11 protein-coding genes are annotated in these 21,453 nt (G+C 36.6%); 8 read left to right on the top strand and 3 right to left on the bottom strand.

The genetic code is table 11. From position 1 onward, the window contains the following. Positions 1 to 172 precede the first annotated feature (172 nt). Positions 173 to 8,752 carry a T9SS type B sorting domain-containing protein gene (locus BTR34_RS14615; protein ID WP_068482560.1) on the bottom strand — a complete coding sequence of 2,860 codons (8,580 nt, stop codon included), beginning with the start codon at positions 8,750 to 8,752 and terminating at the stop codon, positions 173 to 175. Positions 8,753 to 8,878: 126 nt separating this feature from the next. Here BTR34_RS14615 and BTR34_RS14610 point away from each other — a divergent pair, with 126 nt between their 5' ends. Then, a complete protein-coding gene (locus tag BTR34_RS14610; RefSeq protein WP_068482563.1) occupies positions 8,879 to 10,003 on the top strand; it encodes a PQQ-dependent sugar dehydrogenase in 1,125 nt (374 codons plus the stop codon). A 60-nt stretch (positions 10,004 to 10,063) separates the two neighbouring features. Here BTR34_RS14610 and murQ read toward each other — a convergent pair whose 3' ends face one another. Beyond that, positions 10,064 to 10,876, bottom strand: coding sequence for an N-acetylmuramic acid 6-phosphate etherase (gene murQ, locus BTR34_RS14605; protein ID WP_068482566.1), 813 nt, complete (start codon positions 10,874 to 10,876; stop codon positions 10,064 to 10,066). A 4-nt stretch (positions 10,877 to 10,880) separates the two neighbouring features. Further along, the gene (locus tag BTR34_RS14600) at positions 10,881 to 11,630 is read right to left on the bottom strand and encodes a DeoR/GlpR family DNA-binding transcription regulator (RefSeq protein WP_068482569.1); all 750 of its coding nucleotides are present in this window, start codon (positions 11,628 to 11,630) and stop codon (positions 10,881 to 10,883) included. A gap of 203 nt (positions 11,631 to 11,833) precedes the next feature. Here BTR34_RS14600 and nagB point away from each other — a divergent pair, with 203 nt between their 5' ends. From nagB to BTR34_RS14565, 7 genes are all read left to right on the top strand, one after another. Further along, complete coding sequence (gene nagB, locus BTR34_RS14595; protein WP_068482572.1) at positions 11,834 to 13,762, top strand: glucosamine-6-phosphate deaminase; 1,929 nt, start codon at positions 11,834 to 11,836, stop codon at positions 13,760 to 13,762. Between the two features lie 58 nt (positions 13,763 to 13,820). Further along, complete coding sequence (locus tag BTR34_RS14590) at positions 13,821 to 15,356, top strand: glycoside hydrolase family 10 protein (RefSeq protein ID WP_068482573.1); 1,536 nt, start codon at positions 13,821 to 13,823, stop codon at positions 15,354 to 15,356. Beyond that, complete coding sequence (locus BTR34_RS14585; RefSeq protein WP_068482576.1) at positions 15,340 to 16,614, top strand: MFS transporter; 1,275 nt, start codon at positions 15,340 to 15,342, stop codon at positions 16,612 to 16,614. Before BTR34_RS14590 ends, BTR34_RS14585 begins: the two co-directional genes overlap by 17 nt. Further along, entirely contained in the window at positions 16,607 to 18,163 is a 1,557-nt protein-coding gene (locus BTR34_RS14580; RefSeq protein WP_068482579.1) for a glycoside hydrolase family 3 protein, read from the top strand. The genes BTR34_RS14585 and BTR34_RS14580 overlap by 8 nt, the downstream gene beginning before the upstream one ends. Positions 18,164 to 18,186: 23 nt before the next feature. Then, positions 18,187 to 19,263 (top strand): anhydro-N-acetylmuramic acid kinase, encoded by a 1,077-nt coding sequence (locus BTR34_RS14575; protein ID WP_068482582.1) that lies wholly within the window; start codon positions 18,187 to 18,189, stop codon positions 19,261 to 19,263. A gap of 132 nt (positions 19,264 to 19,395) precedes the next feature. Further along, complete coding sequence (locus BTR34_RS14570; RefSeq protein ID WP_068482585.1) at positions 19,396 to 19,656, top strand: DUF4212 domain-containing protein; 261 nt, start codon at positions 19,396 to 19,398, stop codon at positions 19,654 to 19,656. 33 nt (positions 19,657 to 19,689) lie between these two features. Further along, positions 19,690 to 21,384 (top strand): sodium:solute symporter family protein, encoded by a 1,695-nt coding sequence (locus BTR34_RS14565; RefSeq protein ID WP_068482587.1) that lies wholly within the window; start codon positions 19,690 to 19,692, stop codon positions 21,382 to 21,384. The last annotated feature ends 69 nt before the right edge of the window (positions 21,385 to 21,453 follow it).

Below are 21,453 nucleotides of genomic sequence, written 5' to 3'. Positions count from 1 at the left end.
TATTTATCAAATGTACCCTAAAAACAAGTTGAATTAAAGTTAAAGTATTTCAGGGTCATTATAGTTTATAAATATTAGATGTATAATTTTCTTAAAGTTTATGAAATATACTAAAACAAAAAAAAGAGATACAATTTGTATCTCTTTTTAGAATCTATATTTCTTTTTTTATTTATCTGTACAATGTAAAATGACCAACGTATCTAATTGCATTACTATTAGCATTAACTACGTACCAGTAATCTCCAGTTGGCACTTCCTTACCTTCATAAGTACCATCCCAACCGCTAACCTCATCTAAATTAGCCACTACTCTACCATAACGATCATATATTTTAACCTCGACACCATCAAAAAGACCTCTATTAGTAGGAGACCAAATATCATTTAAGTTATCTCCATCAGGAGTAAAGAAATTTGGAAATTCTAACATTCCTGTGAACTCAAAAGGCACATTAAGTTCCAACACACACCCTCTGGCATCTACAACCCTAACGTTCACGTTACCACTTTGGTTAGTTGTAAAAGTTGTTTCTGCTCCATATGAGTCACCGTTAAAGTAAAATTCATACGCACCATAACCTCCTGCAGCTGTTGCAACCACTTCATTAGGTCCAGTTTTATCTACCGCAAGACTTAATGGTTCATATCCATCAATAATAAACTGAACACTATTTGTACAACCATTTTCGTGATAAATATACACTGTATGGTCTCCAACAGGCAGATCTCCCCAAATATATTCTTCTGTCGCATTTGCCGTAATTGCATCGGTTGGATCTATAGGATCAAGGGCAAACAAAAGGTCAGATGATATACTACTGTTATCTAAAACAATAGTAGTTGTACTTGTCGGAAATATGCCGTCACAACCATACTCAACTTGTGGTACAGCAGTTAAATCAACTCCAATATCAATAGTGAAAAGTTCAGAGGTTGTACACATATTCACATCTTGAATATATATAACATAAGATGCGCCACCTTGTAAATTTTCAATAATATCTCCCGTGTAAGGTGCAAAACTCGCCGTTCCCGTTTCATCAACAGGATCAATCATTTCAATCTTATATTCAAAATATGGATTTGTACTTATAAGAGCATCTTCAAATGGGGTTCCTCCTAAAATATCAAAAACTACTGTACCATTATTTGCGCCAATACACAACTCTGGTGTAGTTCTAATATTAACTACTTGAATTTCATCTGGTTCTTCCACAGTAATAAAATCTTTCTCGAAACAACCGTTATCATCTTTTATTAAAATCTCATAAGTACCAGCCGCCAGTTCTTCGAAAGTATAGGTGCCAGGATTATCTGAATCGCTAAAGAACTCATTAAAGTTGGGAGCAATTGCAAATTGAATTAATCCTTCTCCACCTGCACTTACAGAAACGGTTATTGTACCATCTTCTTCACCATTACATGTAACGTTTGTTGATGTTGCATCAAAAATAATAGGGTCGGGTCTTATGATTTCAAACGGACCGGCAATATCCATACATGTTGTTCCACTGGTAACCGCTATATAATAAGCTGTTCCTTCTGATAGTCCTTCAAAAGTACCGTTATCCTGAGGACCCCTAATAACTGTTGCGGTTGCAACAGGATTAAACGCGTCAACTGGGTCGCCTTCATATAAATAAAACAAATCTTCACCTACTCCACCATTTACAAAGGACTCTATTCTACCATCCAATTCAGAAGCACAAGAAATATCATCGGGTAAATTTGGCAATAAGGTAATCCCTGTAGCATTTGTCATTGTAATACCATTTGAACGTATTGCCGGACAAGCACCGGAGGCATTAACCTTTCTTACATCAAACTGATAAGTAATACCTTCAATACCAGAAATAGTAACTGAATTACCAACCATTGGTTCATAAATACCAATTGTTATACCATTTTCTACTCGTAGATATTCATACGTGAATAACGGGTCAGGGTTTTCAACTGTCATTCTCATTTCACCATCTCCCCCACAACCAGGAACTCTAGTTTGGACTAAAAGCGGTTGAATTGGTGGTGGTGGATCTACAAAGTATGCTTCCGTTACAAAGGAACAGCCAAAACTAGATGAAACTTCTATTGCATACCAACCTGCACTAATATACCCACCACTATCTCCAATAAACGTCGGTGTATTTTGTAATCCACTTTCGGAAACTACATCTGTATTATCACTACTATTCAAATATAATAAGGTATAATTATAGCCTGCACCCGCAAAACCACCACTTGCCCCGGCCGTTGCCGTTAAAGCATTTCCAGAAGTGATATCGTAAGCCTCTAGGACAGCGTTATTTCCATTAGGGCAATCTAAACCTTGTGGTTCTCTTATACCCGCCACTATTTGAGGTACTTCTTCTAATTCAATTTCATAAGTATTAGTACAGCCTTCAATATCTCTAACTTCTACCGAATAGAAACCAAAAGAAAGGCCTGTAAATTCATTACTACTAGTGAATCCTACTATTTCAGCCGTATAGCTAGTACCACCATCCGTACTCATTAATAATCTGTAATCGTAGGGATTTGTATCCCAACCACCAGTACCAGTTGCAACTATTTCTCCAGTATCATTTGTACAGCTAACATTTCCAATAGAATCGGCACTTACTTGAAGTGGACCATTAGGAGTTCTAATATTAGCAACATTACTGACACCTGAACAAAATGGAATATTTGTAGAAACTACATCTACTATCATATTTCCACCAGGTAAATTATCAATTCTTGCCTCATCGCCATTAACATCCGGATAGGCTGCAGTATTAAAAGTACCAGTGGCCAAAGGAGTGGTTCTAGCAACATCGGTTGCTTCATAAACAATGTAATTAAATTCACCACTATAATTACCTACAGTTATGAATAATGCCCCATCATTTCCTGGCACGGCACAACTAACCGGTTTTGCTTCACTAATTAAAACCGTAGGTGCTACCGGCGTACTAACCGTATGTACTGGCATTGGGTAAGTACAACCAACTGTATTATCCGTTATTTCAAATAAATAATCACCTACATCCGAAAGGTAAACATCTACATAATTATTACCCGACAAATTAGTCACTGGCGCCACAGGAATTACTGAAATCGTATTTACCGTAAAATCAGTAGTTCCTAACACTTCTATACGCACACGTTCATCATCTCTACAATTCAAAATATCAATTTGTGTAATTGTCGGAATAACATCTGTTGGAGGATTAATAGTAGGAACATCAAAGGTTGTTTGACATCCGTTACCATCTATTGCATAAACCGTAATGTCTTGAGTAGAACCATTATCAATTATTTCAAACGTATTACCCGTTTGATAATTCTCATAACCGCTGATACTATATTGATAACCTGAACCTATCGTTCCAGGGTTAACTATATTAACCGTTATTATAGTAGAACTATATCGATTTGCTCCGGGTTCACAAGCAAAATCTGGCGCACTAGCAGTAATGCTAAAATCTAAGGGGTTTTCTATAGTATGTACTGCAGATAACACTTCACAGTTACGAGCAGTTATTACCTGAACTTGGTAATCACCAGCAGGCAATCCAGAAAACGCACCTGTTGTATTTCTTGTTACTTCAACAGTAGATGACGTTACATCGTTCAAAATATAGGTAATAGGTGTATCTTGTGAAGTAAAAGGCACTAATGCATTTGCCGGGCCAATAACAACTTCTAAAGAGCCATCATTCTCATCTCTACAACTAATATCTATGGCTTCTTCTGAAATAATTACAGGTTGTGCGGCCTGATTTAAAATAATATTAGAAACCGTTGTTTCACAATAACCTGAACCATCGTTTACAATCCGATCCGTAATTAACACTTCATAATTACCTGGGGCTAAACCTGTAAACAATGGGTTATTTATTTGAGTTATTGGTCCCACTGCAATAGCGTTAAAATCTGTCCCGGTCAATTCATAACTAAAATCTCCACTTCCACCATTGGTCAAAATAGTTATTTCTCCATCAGCATCGTTACAAGTACTTTCCGTAGTAAAATCACCTGTCGCCGATAAAAAATCATAAACCGTTGCTATGTTTTGACTAGTACAACCATTTGCATCTATTACATCTACTACATAATCTCCAGGACTTCCAACAGTATAAGTGTACTCCCAGTTTGCACCAACAATGGTTGGCAACTGTTCATCACCACCTAAGGTAAATCTTGGTGTGTTTACAGAACTTGGCACTCTTACCGTAATATCAAATGCTGTTGACGTAGGGTCGCATTGATTGATTACTGTAAATGCAGGAAGTGGCAAATCTGGTTGTAGGAGAATAATTGTTGCAATATCAAAAGATGTACAACCATTAATATCTCTTACATAGATATCATAATCCCCTTCAGGAGCCGTAAATGTAGTTTCAGTAGTATAATCAGTCGGATAATTAGGTACAACACCATTGTCCATAAACGCAAATTCATAAGGACCACCTGACCCCCCACGACCTTGCACAGTTATTTGGCCAAAGGCATTACAATTGGCAGGCACCTCAGCTAATATATCTATGTTCGGTAAATTTTGTTCTACAATTACCGCATCCGCAGCAGTACAGGTATCAGTTAAATTCGTAACTAATATTTGATAATTTCCTGGTAATTCAGGATAAGTATCAACATAAGGTAAACCCGTAGTAGTTACGGAATTCTGAAGTATAATTCTTGAACCATCTTCATTATCAATCAATTCAATTCTTAAATTATCACCAATGGTATAACCATTTATTTCATAAGCTATTTCTCCGTTTCTATTAATATCACAAGCCCCAGGTGTTGAAGTTGCAGAAACATCTAAAGTGGATGGTCCATTTAATGGCGGAATCTCTTGTTCATAGGTACAATTCGTAACTACATCTAAAACAACAACGGTATATGCCACACCATATTGAATTCCGTCTGTAGCATTACTAAAGGTATGATCATTAATTGCAGGAGTATCATTTAAATTGTAAAAACTAGGTTGGTCAATTAATCTAATTTGATATGAACCAGAACCTCCACTTACACTTACTGCATAGGTAAAAGCAGTATCATCACAATCTAATGGAGCTGGTGGCGGAATTGGTGTAATTACAACTTCGTTTGATGTAATTGTTACCGTATCAATATCTGTACAGCCGTTTGCATCAATAGTTATAATTGTATAATCACCTGTAACTAAATTTGAATCTAGTATCTGTAAAGGTAAAGCTGATGGTGCAACATTTTCTCTTCTAGTAATTTCTACTCCAGTATTATCCTCAATGATAAAGTCGAAATTAGGTGTACCATCAGTAACACTATTCACAGATATACCACCACTTACAGGTCCACTACCTCCACAAACGGCCTGTACTTCTGAAACAGTTGTAGCAGGAGGAGCGGTAGTATCTAGAATAATATCAAAAGTATCTAGTACCGTTTCACAACCTCTAGCATCTCTTACTATATATGAGTAAGTGCCTACTGTTAAATTTGAAAATACAGTTTGAGTACCCCATCCATTTCCATTAAAATTAACTTCATAAGGTGGTACACCACTAGTAGCATCTGGAATAATCGTTACCGCTCCATTATTGGTTGAACTACAACTTACCGGTCTTGCTACATAAGAAGCCGCGGCAATATTTTGGGGCGGATTTAAAGTAATGGCAACAGAGTTTGCTACACAACCACTACTCGTAGTATTATTATCAGTAATTCTAAAAACATAATCACCGGGAACAGAAGTATCATAGAAGAAACTATCAGAAGTAAGCGGGACAGCAGTTCCAAAAGTTGCTCCACCATCTGAACTCACTTCATATTGTTTTGCACCTGGTCCTGTGGTATAACCACCAGTAACACTTACACCAATTCTACCAGGAGCTCCACCACAAGGTATTTCTGTAACTATGCTTGTATTTACCCTTAATTGAGGCGCTATAGTAATAGGTAGGCTATCCGAACAATCATTCCCATCCACTACCTCAATAGTATAGTTACCAGGAGAAAGTCCTGCAAATGTTGCACTGGCCTGTAAAGTACCTCCGTTTATTCTGTATTGATGTGTGCCTAAAGCAGCTGTCCCAGCACTTGAAGTAACTGCCACAGTAGCTCCAACTCCTGCAACATAACATAAATCCGAAGCCGCACCATCTAAAGAAATACTAGGTGCATCAATTGGGTTTAAATCGAACGTAAACGTATCAGTACAACCTTCAGCATCTTCAACCAATAAAGTGTACGTACCAACTGCAGAAAGGTTACTAAATGTTCTTCCGGATTTTGGTCCAATTTGTGGTCCTGTGGGTGGTGTTAACGTATATCTAAAAGCACCCCAACCACCGGTTGCATTAGCTCTAACCGCTCCTAAATTTCCATTGGCACAGCTCATTGGCGTAACAACGCTAGTTGACAAATCCAATACTGGAGCTTCTTCAATATCAAAAGAAGTACTATCTGTACATCCTGTATCCGCATCGGTTACGGTAATCGTATATGTACCAGATCCAGATAATGGTAAAACTATTTCGTTATCGTTTTGTGGTCCTCCAGAAAATAATCCCCCATTAATATCATAGCTGTAATTATTTGCAAATCCATCAATAATAAAAGTACCTGTACCATCAGTAGCACCATTACAAACCCGTAAATCGCCACCAGATTTTACACGAACACGGATAGAACTTATTTCCACAGGTCTAAATCCTTCGGTATATGTACAACCATTAACATCGGTAATTTGAAAAATATAAGCTTGTGAAGTCAATAATCCCGTAAACGTATCATTATTTCCGTTATCGAAATAAGCAGGACTTACTATTTCATATCTATTTATAGCTGCATTACTCGTAGGGGTCAATTGTACATCAGAAGTACCTGCAGCACAACTAATATTACTTTGAGAAAAATCTAAATTTGTTGGTGGGTCAATATCTAATATTTCAATAGGAGTAAGTTCCAGGCGACATCCACCTGCATCGCGTATAATGGGTGTATAATTACCCGCGGCCAAATTAGTATATGAAATTGTAGCAGAAAAATTTACACCATCAATACTAAAAACATATCCACTTCCAGAACCACCAGAAAATGGACCAACAAAATCTATTTGCCCTCCATTAGTACCAATGCCCGTGCATGTTACATCGGCAACCTTATTTGCTGCACCTGACAATGAACCAACTGTATTAACAGTTACCGAAGGTAAATCCAATGTACACTCAAATCCGCCTTGTTGATATCTTACTTCTATATCGTTATAAGTGCCAGCAGCCACCGAAATTTGTGGTGTACTTACCCATGCATCAGAAGCACTTTCTCTAAATGATATATTGTAACCTCTACCATTATTTATGGTAAACTCTAATTGTGCACCACCATTACTACAGGTACCATCAATACCAGAAACAGTAATATCTGGAGGCAATAGTGTTTCAACGTCAGAAGAAGCATTTATTATACAACCATTACTATCGGTAATAACAAAATCGTACGTTCCGGCAGAAGTTACGGTATATGTGGTTGTTCCCGAATCTGTAGCCGCATTACCAAATGAAGGTTGTACTGGTCCGCCATTAACAGTAAAAGAATAAGGTGCAGAACCACCAGTTGTATTTAGCGTTATATCAACACTAGAAATATTTGAACAACCAAAACTACTATTTACTTCTGTTGAAGCATCTAGGGCAGATGCCCCTGCACCAATAGTTAAAGGGTTTCCGCTTGTATCTACATTTTGTCTAGGAGGATTAATACCGTTCAATGGATCACCTGTACATTGTTGTGTTTCTACCTGTACGGTATAAGTACCAAAACCAACCGCAGAAAAAGTGTAAGGATTGGTGGCTATAAACGCAGTAAATTCTTGCGCAACGCCACTTGAATTTAATAACGTATATTTATAAGGACCGGGTACATTAGAAGCGGTAACAGTTATACTACCAGTATCTCCACTACACAGGGCATCGGTAAAAGTAGCCGAAATTTCTATCTCTTTCTCTTCAATTACTATAGGTTCATAGGGATACTCGCAGGTGTTAGCCGTATTTCTTAATCTAGCCTTAATATTGTAAGTACCAGGCGCTAAATTTGAAAATATTGCCCCTTGCCAAGTAGTTCCGCCATCAATACTAAACTCATATGCACTGGATAAATTTGTTATTTGAATTCTACCTTCAACACCACATATATAGTCTTGTTTAACATACGTTTGGGTAATAGTACTCTTCTTTACTTTAAAATAATACGTTTGTCCATCAGCAATAACTCTGTATTCTGCTCCAGTTGTTGCTGGAACCGAACTCGCATCTAACGTAAAAGTTTGTCCGTCATGTACTTCTGTATAACAAGAACCTGTATTTGGGCATTCTATATTAACATTAGGTGAGCAAGAACCTCCCAATACTTGCCATGAAACTGAACTGTATGTACCACCAGATAAACTTATAATACGATCATCATAATCACCGCAAAGATTAAATCTCGCAATTGTAAATCCGTTGTCATTACAATTCTCGACATCATCAGCTCCTTCAATAATTGTAGTGAACATGGCTGTTGAAGCCATAGTAGACAAAGGTGCAATGTTTTTATTATTCTGTAAAATGGATTGTTTATCTACAGTGACAGAAACAGTCTTTTCAATAACATGTGTCACTTCCTCGAAAAAGGTACTTACCTTAGAGTTGGCTAGTGCCGTAGTACCAATTACTGAAATAACAATCAGAAGTAGTACATACAGCGTATACCGCTGTTGTTTTGGGAGCATAGGTTAAGATTCGTTTTAAGAACAATTTCGATTTGGGATCTTTATGGTTCTTTGGTGTAATTTTTTATACTTATATTTTATCTTTAAAAAGTCAAAAGTTCTTTAATATATTTCTAACGTTGTAATATGAAAAATAGTATCATTTTAAATCTTTTATTCGTTGTAATGCTCAATTCATCATGCGCACAAAACCCTGAAAACAAAGTAACTACCCCAACTAAAAACGTTTTCAAGGCAGAGCTGTTCATCGATGAGCTACAGGTTCCATGGGGGTTTACATTCCTTCCGGATAAAAGTATTTTAATCACTGAAAAAGAAGGAAAATTAATTCATTTTGCTAATGGAAAAAAGACGTTTATCGGTAATATTCCTGAAGTTTATAACAGAGGTCAGGGTGGACTTTTGGATATAGAACTACATCCTAATTATGAAAAAAATGGATGGATTTACCTAACCTATGCCTCTACTGATGGAAATGAAAAAGGAGGTCATACGGCTTTAATAAGAGCAAAATTGAATAACAATTCGCTTACAAATGTCGAAGTACTATATAAAGCGGTACCAAATACCACAAAAGGACAACATTTTGGTTCTAGAATTGCTTTTGATAATAATGGATTTTTATATTTTTCTATAGGTGAACGTGGGGATAGAGATATAAACCCACAAGATATAAAAAGGGATGGAGGTAAAATATATCGTTTACATGATGATGGGCGTATTCCTGCTGATAACCCTTTTGTTGATATTAAAGGAGCCAAGACTGCAATCTATAGCTACGGACACAGAAATCCGCAAGGGTTGATAAAGCACCCAAAAACGGGTGAAATATGGGATAATGAGCATGGCCCAAGAGGAGGTGATGAAATTAATATAATAAAAAAGGGTGCAAACTATGGATGGCCGTTGGTTACTTACGGAATAAACTATGGCGGCACACCTATTACCGATAAAACAGAAATGAAAGGTATGGAACAACCTATTTATTATTGGGTTCCATCCATAGCACCGAGCGGAATGGCCTATGTAACTTCAGATAAGTATCAGAACTGGAAAGGAAGTCTGTTAGTAGGCTCATTAGCATTTCAATATTTAGAACGGTTGGTTTTAGACGGAACAAAAGTTATTTCCCGTGAAAAGTTAATGGATGGTTTAGGAAGAGTACGAGCTGTAAAAGAAGGGCCAGATAATTTAATTTACGTAGCCGTTGAAGGCAAAGGAATTTACAAACTTATTCCACAAAATAAATAACAAAAAAACCGCATTATTCTATTTCTAAATACTAATGCGGTTTTAAAAATAGCTGTAAAATTAATTCTTACCCGCGTCTAGCGCCAGCTTAACGGAACCATGTTTTCTTAACAAGGCTTCTGCTTCATCATATGCAATATCTAATCCTTCCATTATGTAACGGGTTCCACGGTCAACTAGCTTATCATTACTCATTTGCATATGTACCATCTTATTCCCTTTTACCCTGCCTATTTTTATCATTAAGGCCGTAGAAATCATATTCAAGACTAGCTTTTGTGAGGTACCACTTTTCATACGTGTACTTCCAGTAAGAAACTCTGGTCCTACGTTTATCTCAATCGGAATATCTGCTATTCTCGCAATAGGTGCTCCAGGATTATTTGTGATTGCCGCAGTAAGGATTCCGTTTTTCTTAGCCTCTTCCAATCCGCCAATTACATAAGGGGTACTACCGGACGCCGCTATACCCACCACTACGTCAATATTATTGATATTATGCTTTTTTAAATCTAACCAAGCTTGTTTGGTAGCATCTTCGGCATTTTCAACGGCTTTTCTAATTGCGGAGTCCCCACCCGCTATTAAGCCAATAACACGTTCATGAGGCATCCCAAAGGTTGGTGGTATTTCAGAAGCATCTAAAATCCCTAATCGTCCACTAGTACCCGCACCAATATAAAACAAACGCCCACCTTTATTAAAGCGTTCAGCTAAAGCGTCAACCAACTTGGTTACTTGTGGTATTGTTTTTTCTACAGCTGAGGCAACTTTTTTATCCTCTTCATTCATTTTCTGCAGAATGGTTTGGGTATCCATCAATTCTAAATTGTCATGATTCGACGGCGTTTCCGTAATTTTTCGATAATTCATACTATTATAAAATTTTTACATCGTGGTTCTTAAAAGGCTTCAGTAATGTGTCATCTGGTTTTAATTCGGTAATCATGGTATTTATAGAATTTATATCACAAGTTTTATACCTGTGTTGTGAGTTTAATTTTTCTGAAATGGAAAGTAAAACGGTTTTCTTAGAAGCTTTAATAACAGCTTTTTTAACCTGAACAATATCCCAATCAAACTCAGTAAGACCATATAACGCATCTACATAACCTGTTCCAATAAAACTATAATCGAAACGTATTTCCGATAAATGATGTATTGCATTGGCACCAATGGCTATTTGTGCTTCTTTAGATATTTGTCCGCCAATAGAAATGACGTTAATATTTGCCTTATGAGACAGTTCCATAGCAACAGGCAAGCTAATTGTAAAACAGGATAGATTTAAATTTTCAGGAATAATTCTTGCAAGTTCCATACAAGTAGTACCTCCATCTAAAAATATTACGGCACCATCCCTTAACATAGTCACCGCCTTAGCTGCAATGGCAGCCTTATCTTCCAATTTATAAATATTGGTATTTCTAGTACTATTAGTCATATAACCCATAGAAATAGCACCGCCATGAACCTTCCTTAATTTATTTTCAGCATCAAGCTCTTTTACATCTCTTCTTATAGTATCTATTGATACATCCAAAGCCTCAGCAATATCTGTAATTAGAATCCTATTATGAAGATCTACCTCGTTTAAAATGGTTTGATGACGTTCTTCTTTTAGCATTTAAAAGCAACTTTAATTTTATAATATAGGGCAAAGATAGTAATTTTAATCAGTTGCTGTTTTATGACGTTAATACAAAGTAAATATAATTTAAGCATTAATTAACAGCAAAAAACTGCAAAATTTAATGCAAAAAACTGCATTTAATCAAAATAACGCATATATTTGCATGATTTAAAAATCCAAAATTTCACCATATTCTTATGAAAAACGCCGTAAAAGACTCCAAAATCGACATTAGTCACCAACCCATTGGACAGTTCGAGGAAACACGATTTGAAAAAATTCACAATGTAATCTTTCAAGATTCCAACGAAGCATCTATTCAAGTTGCACACGAAATTGCAGCATTGATTAAAAAGAGACAAGGACAAAAAAGAAATTGTGTATTAGGTTTAGCAACAGGCTCATCACCAATTCGAGTTTACGAAGAATTAGTTCGTTTACATAAAGAAGAAGGTTTAAGCTTTAAAAATGTGGTAACTTTTAATTTAGATGAATACTTACCAATGGAGCCAAATAACATTCAAAGTTATTTTTACTTCATGCACGAACATCTTTTTAATCATGTGGATATACCCGAAAAGAATATTCATATACCCGATGGCACAGTTAGTAATGAAGAAACTACGGCATATTGTTTAAGTTATGAACAAAAAATAAAAGAAAATGGTGGACTGGATTTTCAACTTTTGGGCATAGGTAGAACGGGACATGTTGGTTTCAATGAACCAGGCTCCCATTTTAATTCTGGAACAAGGGTTATAACTCTAGATCATATAACAAGAGTAGATGCTGGCCCATCTTTTTTAGGAATTGACAATGTTCCTAGAAAAGCGATTACCATGGGAATTTCTACTGTTAGGAAAGCAAAACGTATTGTTTTATTAGGTTGGGGACAAAATAAAGCAGATATCATAAAAAAAACTATCGAGGGCGAAATTTCTTCACACGTACCGGCAACATACTTACAGGAACATGACAATTGTACTTTTGTCTTAGATACCGGTGCAGGTTCAGAACTAACAAAAAATAAAACGCCTTGGCTGGTTGACTCGTGTGTTTGGACAGAGGAATTACGTGCAAAAGCCATAATATGGCTATGTGAAAATACGGGTAAAACTATTTTAAGCTTAACCGATAAAGATTATAATGACAACGGAATGGCGGACCTTTTAGCGTCTGAAGAAGCATATGACCTAAACATAAAAATGTTTAACAAATTGCAACATACCATAACCGGATGGCCCGGCGGTAAGCCAAATGCTGATGACACGTACAGACCAGAACGGGCTACACCAGCTAAAAAGCGAGTTATTATTTTTAGCCCTCACCCAGACGATGATGTAATTTCAATGGGAGGCACTTTTGATAGATTAGTGGAGCAAGGGCATGAAGTTCATGTAGTGTACCAGACGTCCGGTAATATTGCAGTATCAGATACCGATGCTAGAAAATATGCGGAAATTGCAATGCACATAAATCCTTCAAAAGAGGCTGAAAAAATAATAAAATCAATTGCCGATAAGAATGACACCCGAATTGATTCGCCAGAAGTAAGAAATCTTAAAGGCAAAATAAGACGTGGAGAATCTTATGCAGCTACAAGGTATATGGGATTACAGGACAAAAACGTACATTTTTTAGATTTGCCTTTTTATGAAACAGGAACTATAAAAAAGAAAAATTTATCTAATGACGACATTGCCTTAGTTGTCGATATTATTAAAAAAATTAAACCTCATCAAATTTATGCTGCAGGCGATTTAGCCGACCCCCATGGCACACATAAAGTTTGTCTTGATGCCGTTTTTGCCGCTTGTGAAGAGCTAAAATCTGAATCGTTCATGAAAGATTGCTGGTTATGGTTATATAGAGGTGCTTGGCACGAGTGGGACATAAACGAAATTGAAATGTCTGTTCCAATGAGTCCCGGACAAGTATTGAAAAAACGAAATGCAATTTTCTTTCACCAATCTCAAAAAGATGGTGTAATGTTTCAAGGAGATGATTCTAGAGAATTCTGGATGCGTGCCGAAGAAAGAAATAGAAGCACCGCTAATAAATTCAAAGCCTTAGGCTTATCGTCATATGCCGCTATAGAGGCATTTGTAAGGCATAAATTCAACTAACAACTAAACTTGATTAAAAAGGCCTATTTTAGTATTAAAATAGGCCTTTTTTAAATTTATGTCGAAACAATATACGCTACTAACATTATTACTTGTACTACTCAATTCTTGCGGAGTTTTTAAATCTTATGAAAAACATCCAAAAACAGAATTTAGAGGGGTTTGGATTGCTACCGTCGTAAATATAGATTGGCCAAAGAATGGTAATGATACTTCAGAAAAACAGAAAGCAGATTATTTGAAAATTCTTGATTTTTATCAGAAAGAAAATTACAATGCTGTTATTGTTCAAGTTCGTGCTGCCGGAGATGCTTTTTACGAATCTAAATACGCCCCATATTCCCGCTTTTTAACCGGAGAAGAAGGTAAAGCTCCAAAATGGAATACTAACGTTCTGGATTGGATGATTTTAGAAGCTCATGAACGTGGCATGGAATTTCATGCATGGTTAAATCCCTATAGAGCAACGTTCGATGAAAATTTTGAGGTGCTCTCTGAAACACATGACTATTGCACGCACCCAGAATGGATGGTTCATTATGGCACAAAAAACTATTACAATCCTGGGCTACCGGAAGTTAGAGCACATTTTGCAAATATTATTGCCGAATTGGTGTCTAATTACGATATAGATGCAATTCATTTTGATGATTATTTTTATCCGTATAAAATTAAAGATGCCGTTTTTAACGATTCCCTTGCTTTTGAAACCTATGCTCAAAAAGGTCAGCATATTGATGATTGGCGAAGAAGTAATATTGATTCGCTTGTAAAACAATCTCATGAAACCATAAACTCCATTAAACCATGGGTACAATTAGGTATAAGTCCGTTTGGAGTTTGGAAAAACAACAGTACCGACCCAAGAGGTTCAGACACTAAAGCAGGTCAAACAACTTATGAAGATTTATATGCAGACCCTTTGCTTTGGATGGAAAAAGGTTGGATAGACTACTTAGCGCCACAGGTATATTGGAGTATGGATTTACCAGTGGCATCGCACCGAAAAATTGTGGATTGGTGGTCAAACAATAATTTCAACACAAAACTTTATATTGGTAATGGCCCCTATAAAATTAGAAACAATGCCGACAAAGCCTGGGAAGATTTCAAAGAATTGCCCAACCAATTAAAACTTGCCCGCGAAACACCACAAATAGCGGGAAATATAATGTTTAGTGCTAAATCTCTAATGAGCGATAAAGACGACGTAGTAGAATACATCCATAAAAAGTATTACAAACTACCCGCTTTAAATCCTGCGTTTTCAATATCAAATAAGTCTGTATATAATACACCACATTTATCCATTACAGAACAAAATGAAAAAGACTTCGTTCTTCATATTGATAGTACCAAAAACATGCGCTATGCGTTACTATATAGTTCTGGACGAAAAGCTAAAGAGGAATATCCAATTAAAAAATTAGTTTTTAAAATTTTCTTAGATGGTAATCCAAACAGATTATTAATTCCTAGAAGCGAAGTATCCGATTCTTTTTTAGCACTTAGTTTTATAGACGTTTACGGTGTTGAAACTGAACCGACAATAATAAATATAAAGCAACTCATAAAAAATGATTCAAAAAGATAAAGGGGCATGGGCTTGGGTTCCCGTTTTATATTTTACTCAAGGTTTACCCTATGTTCTAGTAGTTACCGTATCGGTTATCATGTATAAAAAATTAGGTGTCAGTAATGAAGATATTGGTCTCTATACCAGTATTCTGTATTTGCCTTGGGTCTTAAAACCCTTATGGAGCCCTTTTGTAGACCTTAAAAGCACTAAACGAAAATGGTTTTTAGCAATGCAACTCTTAATTGCCATTGCACTACTAGGTGTTGGGCTTTCACTACCAACTAATATGTTTTTTATTTCATCATTAGCCTGTTTTTGGATGGCGGCTTTTGCATCTGCTACCAATGACATTGCTTCAGATGGGTATTATATGTTGGGACTTACAGAAAAGAAACAATCTTTTTTCGTAGGAATGCGAAGTACATTTTATCGTCTTGCAATGGTAACAGGTGAAGGATTGATTGTTGTATTAGCAGGATTTTTAGAAAACAAATATGGCGATAATACCAAAGCTTGGAGTGTAACGATGTCCGCAGCAGCCTTTTTAATGTTGATAATGACCGTTGCCAACTTCTTTGTTACCCCTAAATATGAAGCTGAAAACACAGTAGACAAAGAGAAGCCTGCAGGCTTTTTAGAAGTATTTACAACCTTCTTTAAAAAACCCGGAATAGGTATTGCTTTAGCCTTTATACTTACTTACCGGTTAGGCGAATCTCAGTTGGTAAAAATGGCTTCACCGTTTCTATTAGATTCGCCTGATAAAGGCGGCCTTGGCTATTCGACCGAGCAGCTAGGGACCATTTTTGGTACAGCGGGCGTAATTTTTCTTTCTATTGGAGGAATACTAGGCGGGATTTTTATTTCCAGGGACGGTTTAAAAAAATGGATGTTACCAATGGTGCTTTCTTTAAATCTCCCTAACATTTTATACGCTGTTTTAGCAGTAACCAATACGACTAATATATATGCGGTAACGGCAACAGTAATTTTTGAGAAATTCGGATACGGATTCGGTTTTGCCGCCTTTTTAATGTATCTCATTTACATTGCCGACGGGAAATCTAAAACATCGCATTATGCAATTGCAACAGGTTTTATGGCATTGGGTATGATGCTACCAGGAATGATTAGCGGTTATATGCAACAATGGTTGGGCTACGACGGCTTTTTTATCTGGGTAGTTATTGCTGCCTTACCTGCTGTTTTTCTATTAAAATTCATTTCTTATCCGGCAGATTTCGGTAAAAAAACAACAGTTCCCAATGAATAAAGTAATACCTACAACACAAGCATTAAAACAACTATCGCTGACCCAAAAAGTAGGACAGCTATTTATGCCTGCTGCTTTCATCAACGATACTGAAGAAGAAATTCAGCAATTGGAAACACTGATTTCTGAGCACCACGTTGGCGGACTCTGTTTTTTTCATTCAAGAGCAAGTGCGGCAACAAACTTTGAAGGCAAGAAGAAAATAGTGGTTAATGAAAATAGCTTTGACACTTTAAAAAACCTCATCAAAAGATATCAAAAAGCAGCAACCTTTCCCCTATTAATTTCAATAGACGCAGAATGGGGATTGGCCATGCGCATTGAAAACACACCGCAATATCCCTATGCAATAACCTTAGGCGCAAATACCGAAAATAAAGATTTAGTGTTTGAAGTGGGCAAGCAGATTGCCAAAGATTGCAAAGCAGCGGGAATTCACTGGAACTTATCACCTGTGGTAGATGTAAACGTTAATCTGAATAATCCTGTAATAGGCTATCGTTCTTTTGGTGATGACAAGCATAATGTAGTTTCTATGGCGACTGCTTTTGTAAAAGGCATACAAAGTGAAGGTGTACTTACAAGCATAAAACATTTTCCGGGTCACGGAGATACAGAAACGGATTCACATTTGGGGTTGCCCGTTATAGATAAATCGAAAGCTGAACTTGTAGAAAATGAGCTTTTTCCTTTTCAAAAATTAATTGACGAAGGTGTAGATTCGGTTATGGTAGGGCATTTATCTGTTCCTGCACTAACGACCAATTCAAATCTTCCTTCAAGCATTAATAAAGATATAATTACTGGCGTATTACGAAATGATATGGGCTTTAATGGCGTCGTAATTTCCGATGCTTTAAACATGCATGCGGTTTCTAAAAATTATTCAACTAAAGGTGAATTAGAATGGCTTGCTTTTAATGCCGGTAACGACGTATTATGTTTTGCAGAGCATATTAAAGAAGGTATTCAATTCATTTTAAAAAATGCATCAGAAACGCAAATCAATAAAAGCATAGAGCGAATTTGGCAGTTAAAAGAAAAAGCAATTACCGAAAACAATTCGCAAACAGAATTAACCGACCCTTCTTTTCTAAATAGAAAAATAGCAGAGCAATCGCTCACTTTATATCATGGTACAGCTGCGAAAATTGCTGAATTTACAACAACCAATTTCTGCACATTAACTATTAAACGATTTGTGACAGACCAAACAAAACAAGCTATTTTAGATAATATCGTAGAGATGAAAAAGGAGGTTAAAAACGAAACTGATATTCTTTTGCTGTTGACTCCGCCACAAATAAAACCGACCAACAAATTCGGATTTTTTGATGAAGAAATTGACTTTATAAACGAGCTGATTACAACAAAAAACGTTGTTTTATATCACTTTGGAAATCCGTATGCATTGAAGTTTTTCAAAACAGACCAAACAACCGCAACGGTGATTGCATACCAAAATTTTAAAGAATTCCAAGATGTGGCTACAGAACATTTTTTAGGTAATCTTGAAGCAAAAGGAAAATTGCCAGTATTATTAAACTAATTCATTGATTAATAAGAATCCAAATGAAAACATATAAAATAATCGGTCTCATGTCGGGCACATCATTGGATGGCCTTGATTTAGCCTACTGTCATATTTGGGAAAACAAAGGAACTTGGCATTTTGATATCAAAGAAACTAAAAGCGTCAAGTATTCATTAGAAATGCTGAATACGCTAAAAAATGCAATTAGTTTATCCGCAGAAAAGCTTATTGAATTACATAACACCTATGGCACATGGCTTGGGGAACAAACTTCAATATTTATAAATGAAAACAATTTAGAGGTTGACTACATTGCTAGTCATGGACATACCACGCATCATAGACCAGAAATGGGTCTTACTTTTCAAGTAGGTTCAGCGCAACATTTGGCAAATTCCACCGGTATTAAAGTAATTGCCGATTTCAGAACAAATGACTTGGCACTTGGTGGACAAGGTGCTCCTTTAGTACCAATTGGTGACAGAATGTTTTTTAATGAATTTGAATTTTGCTTGAATTTAGGCGGCATAAGCAATATTTCTTTTGAAGTAAAAGACAAAAGAATTGCTTATGACATAGGTTTAGCAAATATGATTCTTAACTATATCACTAGAAAAGTTGATTTAGAATATGATGAAGATGGTAAGCTTGCTCGTTCAGGTAGTATAAACATAGAAATGCTAGGCCAATTAAATAGTCTAAAGTATTATTTATTGCCGCATCCAAAATCCATTGGCTACGAGTGGTTTTTAGAAGAAGTAGTTCCTATTGTTGAAGGTACAGAAGACACCATTGAGAATCTATTACATACAAGTATTCATCATATTTGTGATAAGGTCGCCCAGCAGATTCAGCTGAATTATATACATAAAAACCAACGATTATTGATTACTGGCGGCGGGGCATTGAACTCATTTTTAATAGAAACTTTACAACAAAAATTGGGTACCACTACAAAAGTAGTTGTACCTGATAAAATTATTATTGAATTTAAAGAAGCTCTAGTATTTGCATTAATGGGTGTTTTAAGGGTTGAGCAATTAACAAATGTACTCTCATCTGTGACCGGAGCAAAAAAAGACTCCTCTAGCGGAGTATTGTTCATACCCAATTAAACTTTTTTACTTAATTTACCCGATAATCATTATTTAAATAAGCGGAAGTAAATCGCTGTGTAGCAGTAATTATATGTGAAGTTTCTTTAGATCAACCCAAAGGAAGTTCACTTCATTAAAACAGAAATAGAAATGTCAGATAAACAAAAGAAAGCATCGGCCTACTGGAAAGAAAACGTCAGGTACTTATTCATTTTACTTGCTATTTGGTTTATCGTTTCCTTTGGTGCAGGCATCCTATTCAAAGAAACTTTGGATACCATTAAAATAGGAGGTTTTAAACTAGGCTTTTGGTTTGCACAGCAAGGGTCAATCTACGTATTTGTTATACTAATCTTTGTTTATGTAAAACTCATGAACAAGTTGGATAAAAAATACGGCTACAACGAATAACACCACAACCATCAACCACCAAAAAACCGCATTATGAGTGTTCAAACCTGGACGTATATTTTAGTAGGACTCACTTTCGCCCTTTATATAGGAATCGCAATTTGGTCTAGAGCCGGTTCTACAAAAGATTTTTATGTTGCTGGCGGCGGAGTTTCTCCACTTGCCAACGGAATGGCAACCGCAGCCGATTGGATGTCGGCCGCCTCTTTCATTTCTATGGCCGGTATAATTTCCTTTGCAGGTTATGATGGCTCTGTTTACCTCATGGGTTGGACAGGTGGCTATGTACTGCTAGCACTACTATTAGCTCCGTATTTAAGAAAATTTGGAAAGTTTACGGTTCCCGATTTTATAGGTGATAGATATTATTCAAAAACCGCACGTATTGTAGCCGTACTTTGTGCACTTATAGTGTCATTTACCTATGTAGCAGGGCAAATGCGAGGGGTTGGCGTAGTATTCTCTAGATTTTTACAAGTAGATATCAATACTGGAGTGATAATAGGAATGATCATTGTACTATTTTACGCTGTTCTTGGGGGTATGAAAGGTATCACTTACACCCAAGTTGCACAGTATTGTGTTCTGATTTTTGCTTTTATGGTTCCTGCAATTTTTATTTCTATTCAAATGACAGGCAACCCAATTCCGCAATTGGGCATGGGATCGACGTTAAATGATGGGTCGGGTGATTTTCTATTGGATAAGTTAGACGGATTATCAACTGAACTAGGGTTCAATGAATATACTAATGGCTCTAAATCTATGGCCGATGTTTTTGCCATCACCTTAGCGTTAATGGTAGGTACTGCAGGATTACCACATGTAATTGTTCGATTTTTTACCGTTAAAAAAGTAAAAGACGCTCGTAAATCTGCCGGATTAGCACTGCTACTAATTGCTATTCTTTATACTACTGCCCCTGCTGTGTCTGTATTTGCTAAGACCAATCTTATTAATACCGTTAGTAACGAAGAATATTCAAGTATGCCTGTTTGGTTCAAAAATTGGGAAGAAACCGGATTATTAACTTTTGATGATAAAAATGAAGATGGAAAAATTCAATATGTAGCGGACAAGTCTAAAAACGAGTTGACAATAGATAATGATATCATGGTTTTAGCAAATCCGGAAATTGCAGATTTACCCGCATGGGTTATCGCCTTAGTTGCAGCAGGAGCTCTTGCCGCAGCCCTTTCAACAGCTGCCGGACTTTTGTTAGTTATTTCTGCATCCGTTTCTCATGATTTGGTTAAGAAAGTTTTTAATCCAAATATCTCCGACAAGTCAGAGTTATGGGTAGCTAGGGGCGCTGCAACCGTAGCCGTTGTAATCGCAGGGTATTTTGGAATAAATCCACTTGGTTTTGTGGCTGCAGTAGTCGCACTGGCATTTGGTTTGGCAGCGGCATCTTTCTTCCCTGCTATTGTGCTTGGCATATTTTATAAGAAAATGAACAAAGAAGGAGCCATAAGCGGAATGGTGGTCGGCATAATCCTTATGCTGTTCTATATGACCAAGTTTAAATTCGGCTGGTTTGGTGGAGGAGCACCGGCAGATTGGTGGTTTGGCATTTCACCCGAAGGCTTTGGTAGTATCGCTATGATTGCTAACTTTATAGTAGCGATTATTGTTTTACAGTTTACGCCAGAACCACCAAAAGAAGTACAGGAAATTGTAGAAAATATTAGGATACCAAGCGGTGCAGGTGATGCCGCGGAACATTAATTGAAACAAATCAACATTCAACAACAACTTAAGGACTTTAAGCTCCTTTACATATCAAATTAACGCATA

Origin of the sequence: Maribacter hydrothermalis (assembly GCF_001913155.1) — a bacterium.
Lineage (GTDB): Bacteria > Bacteroidota > Bacteroidia > Flavobacteriales > Flavobacteriaceae > Maribacter > Maribacter hydrothermalis.
This window is presented reverse-complemented; position numbering and strand designations above follow the sequence as displayed.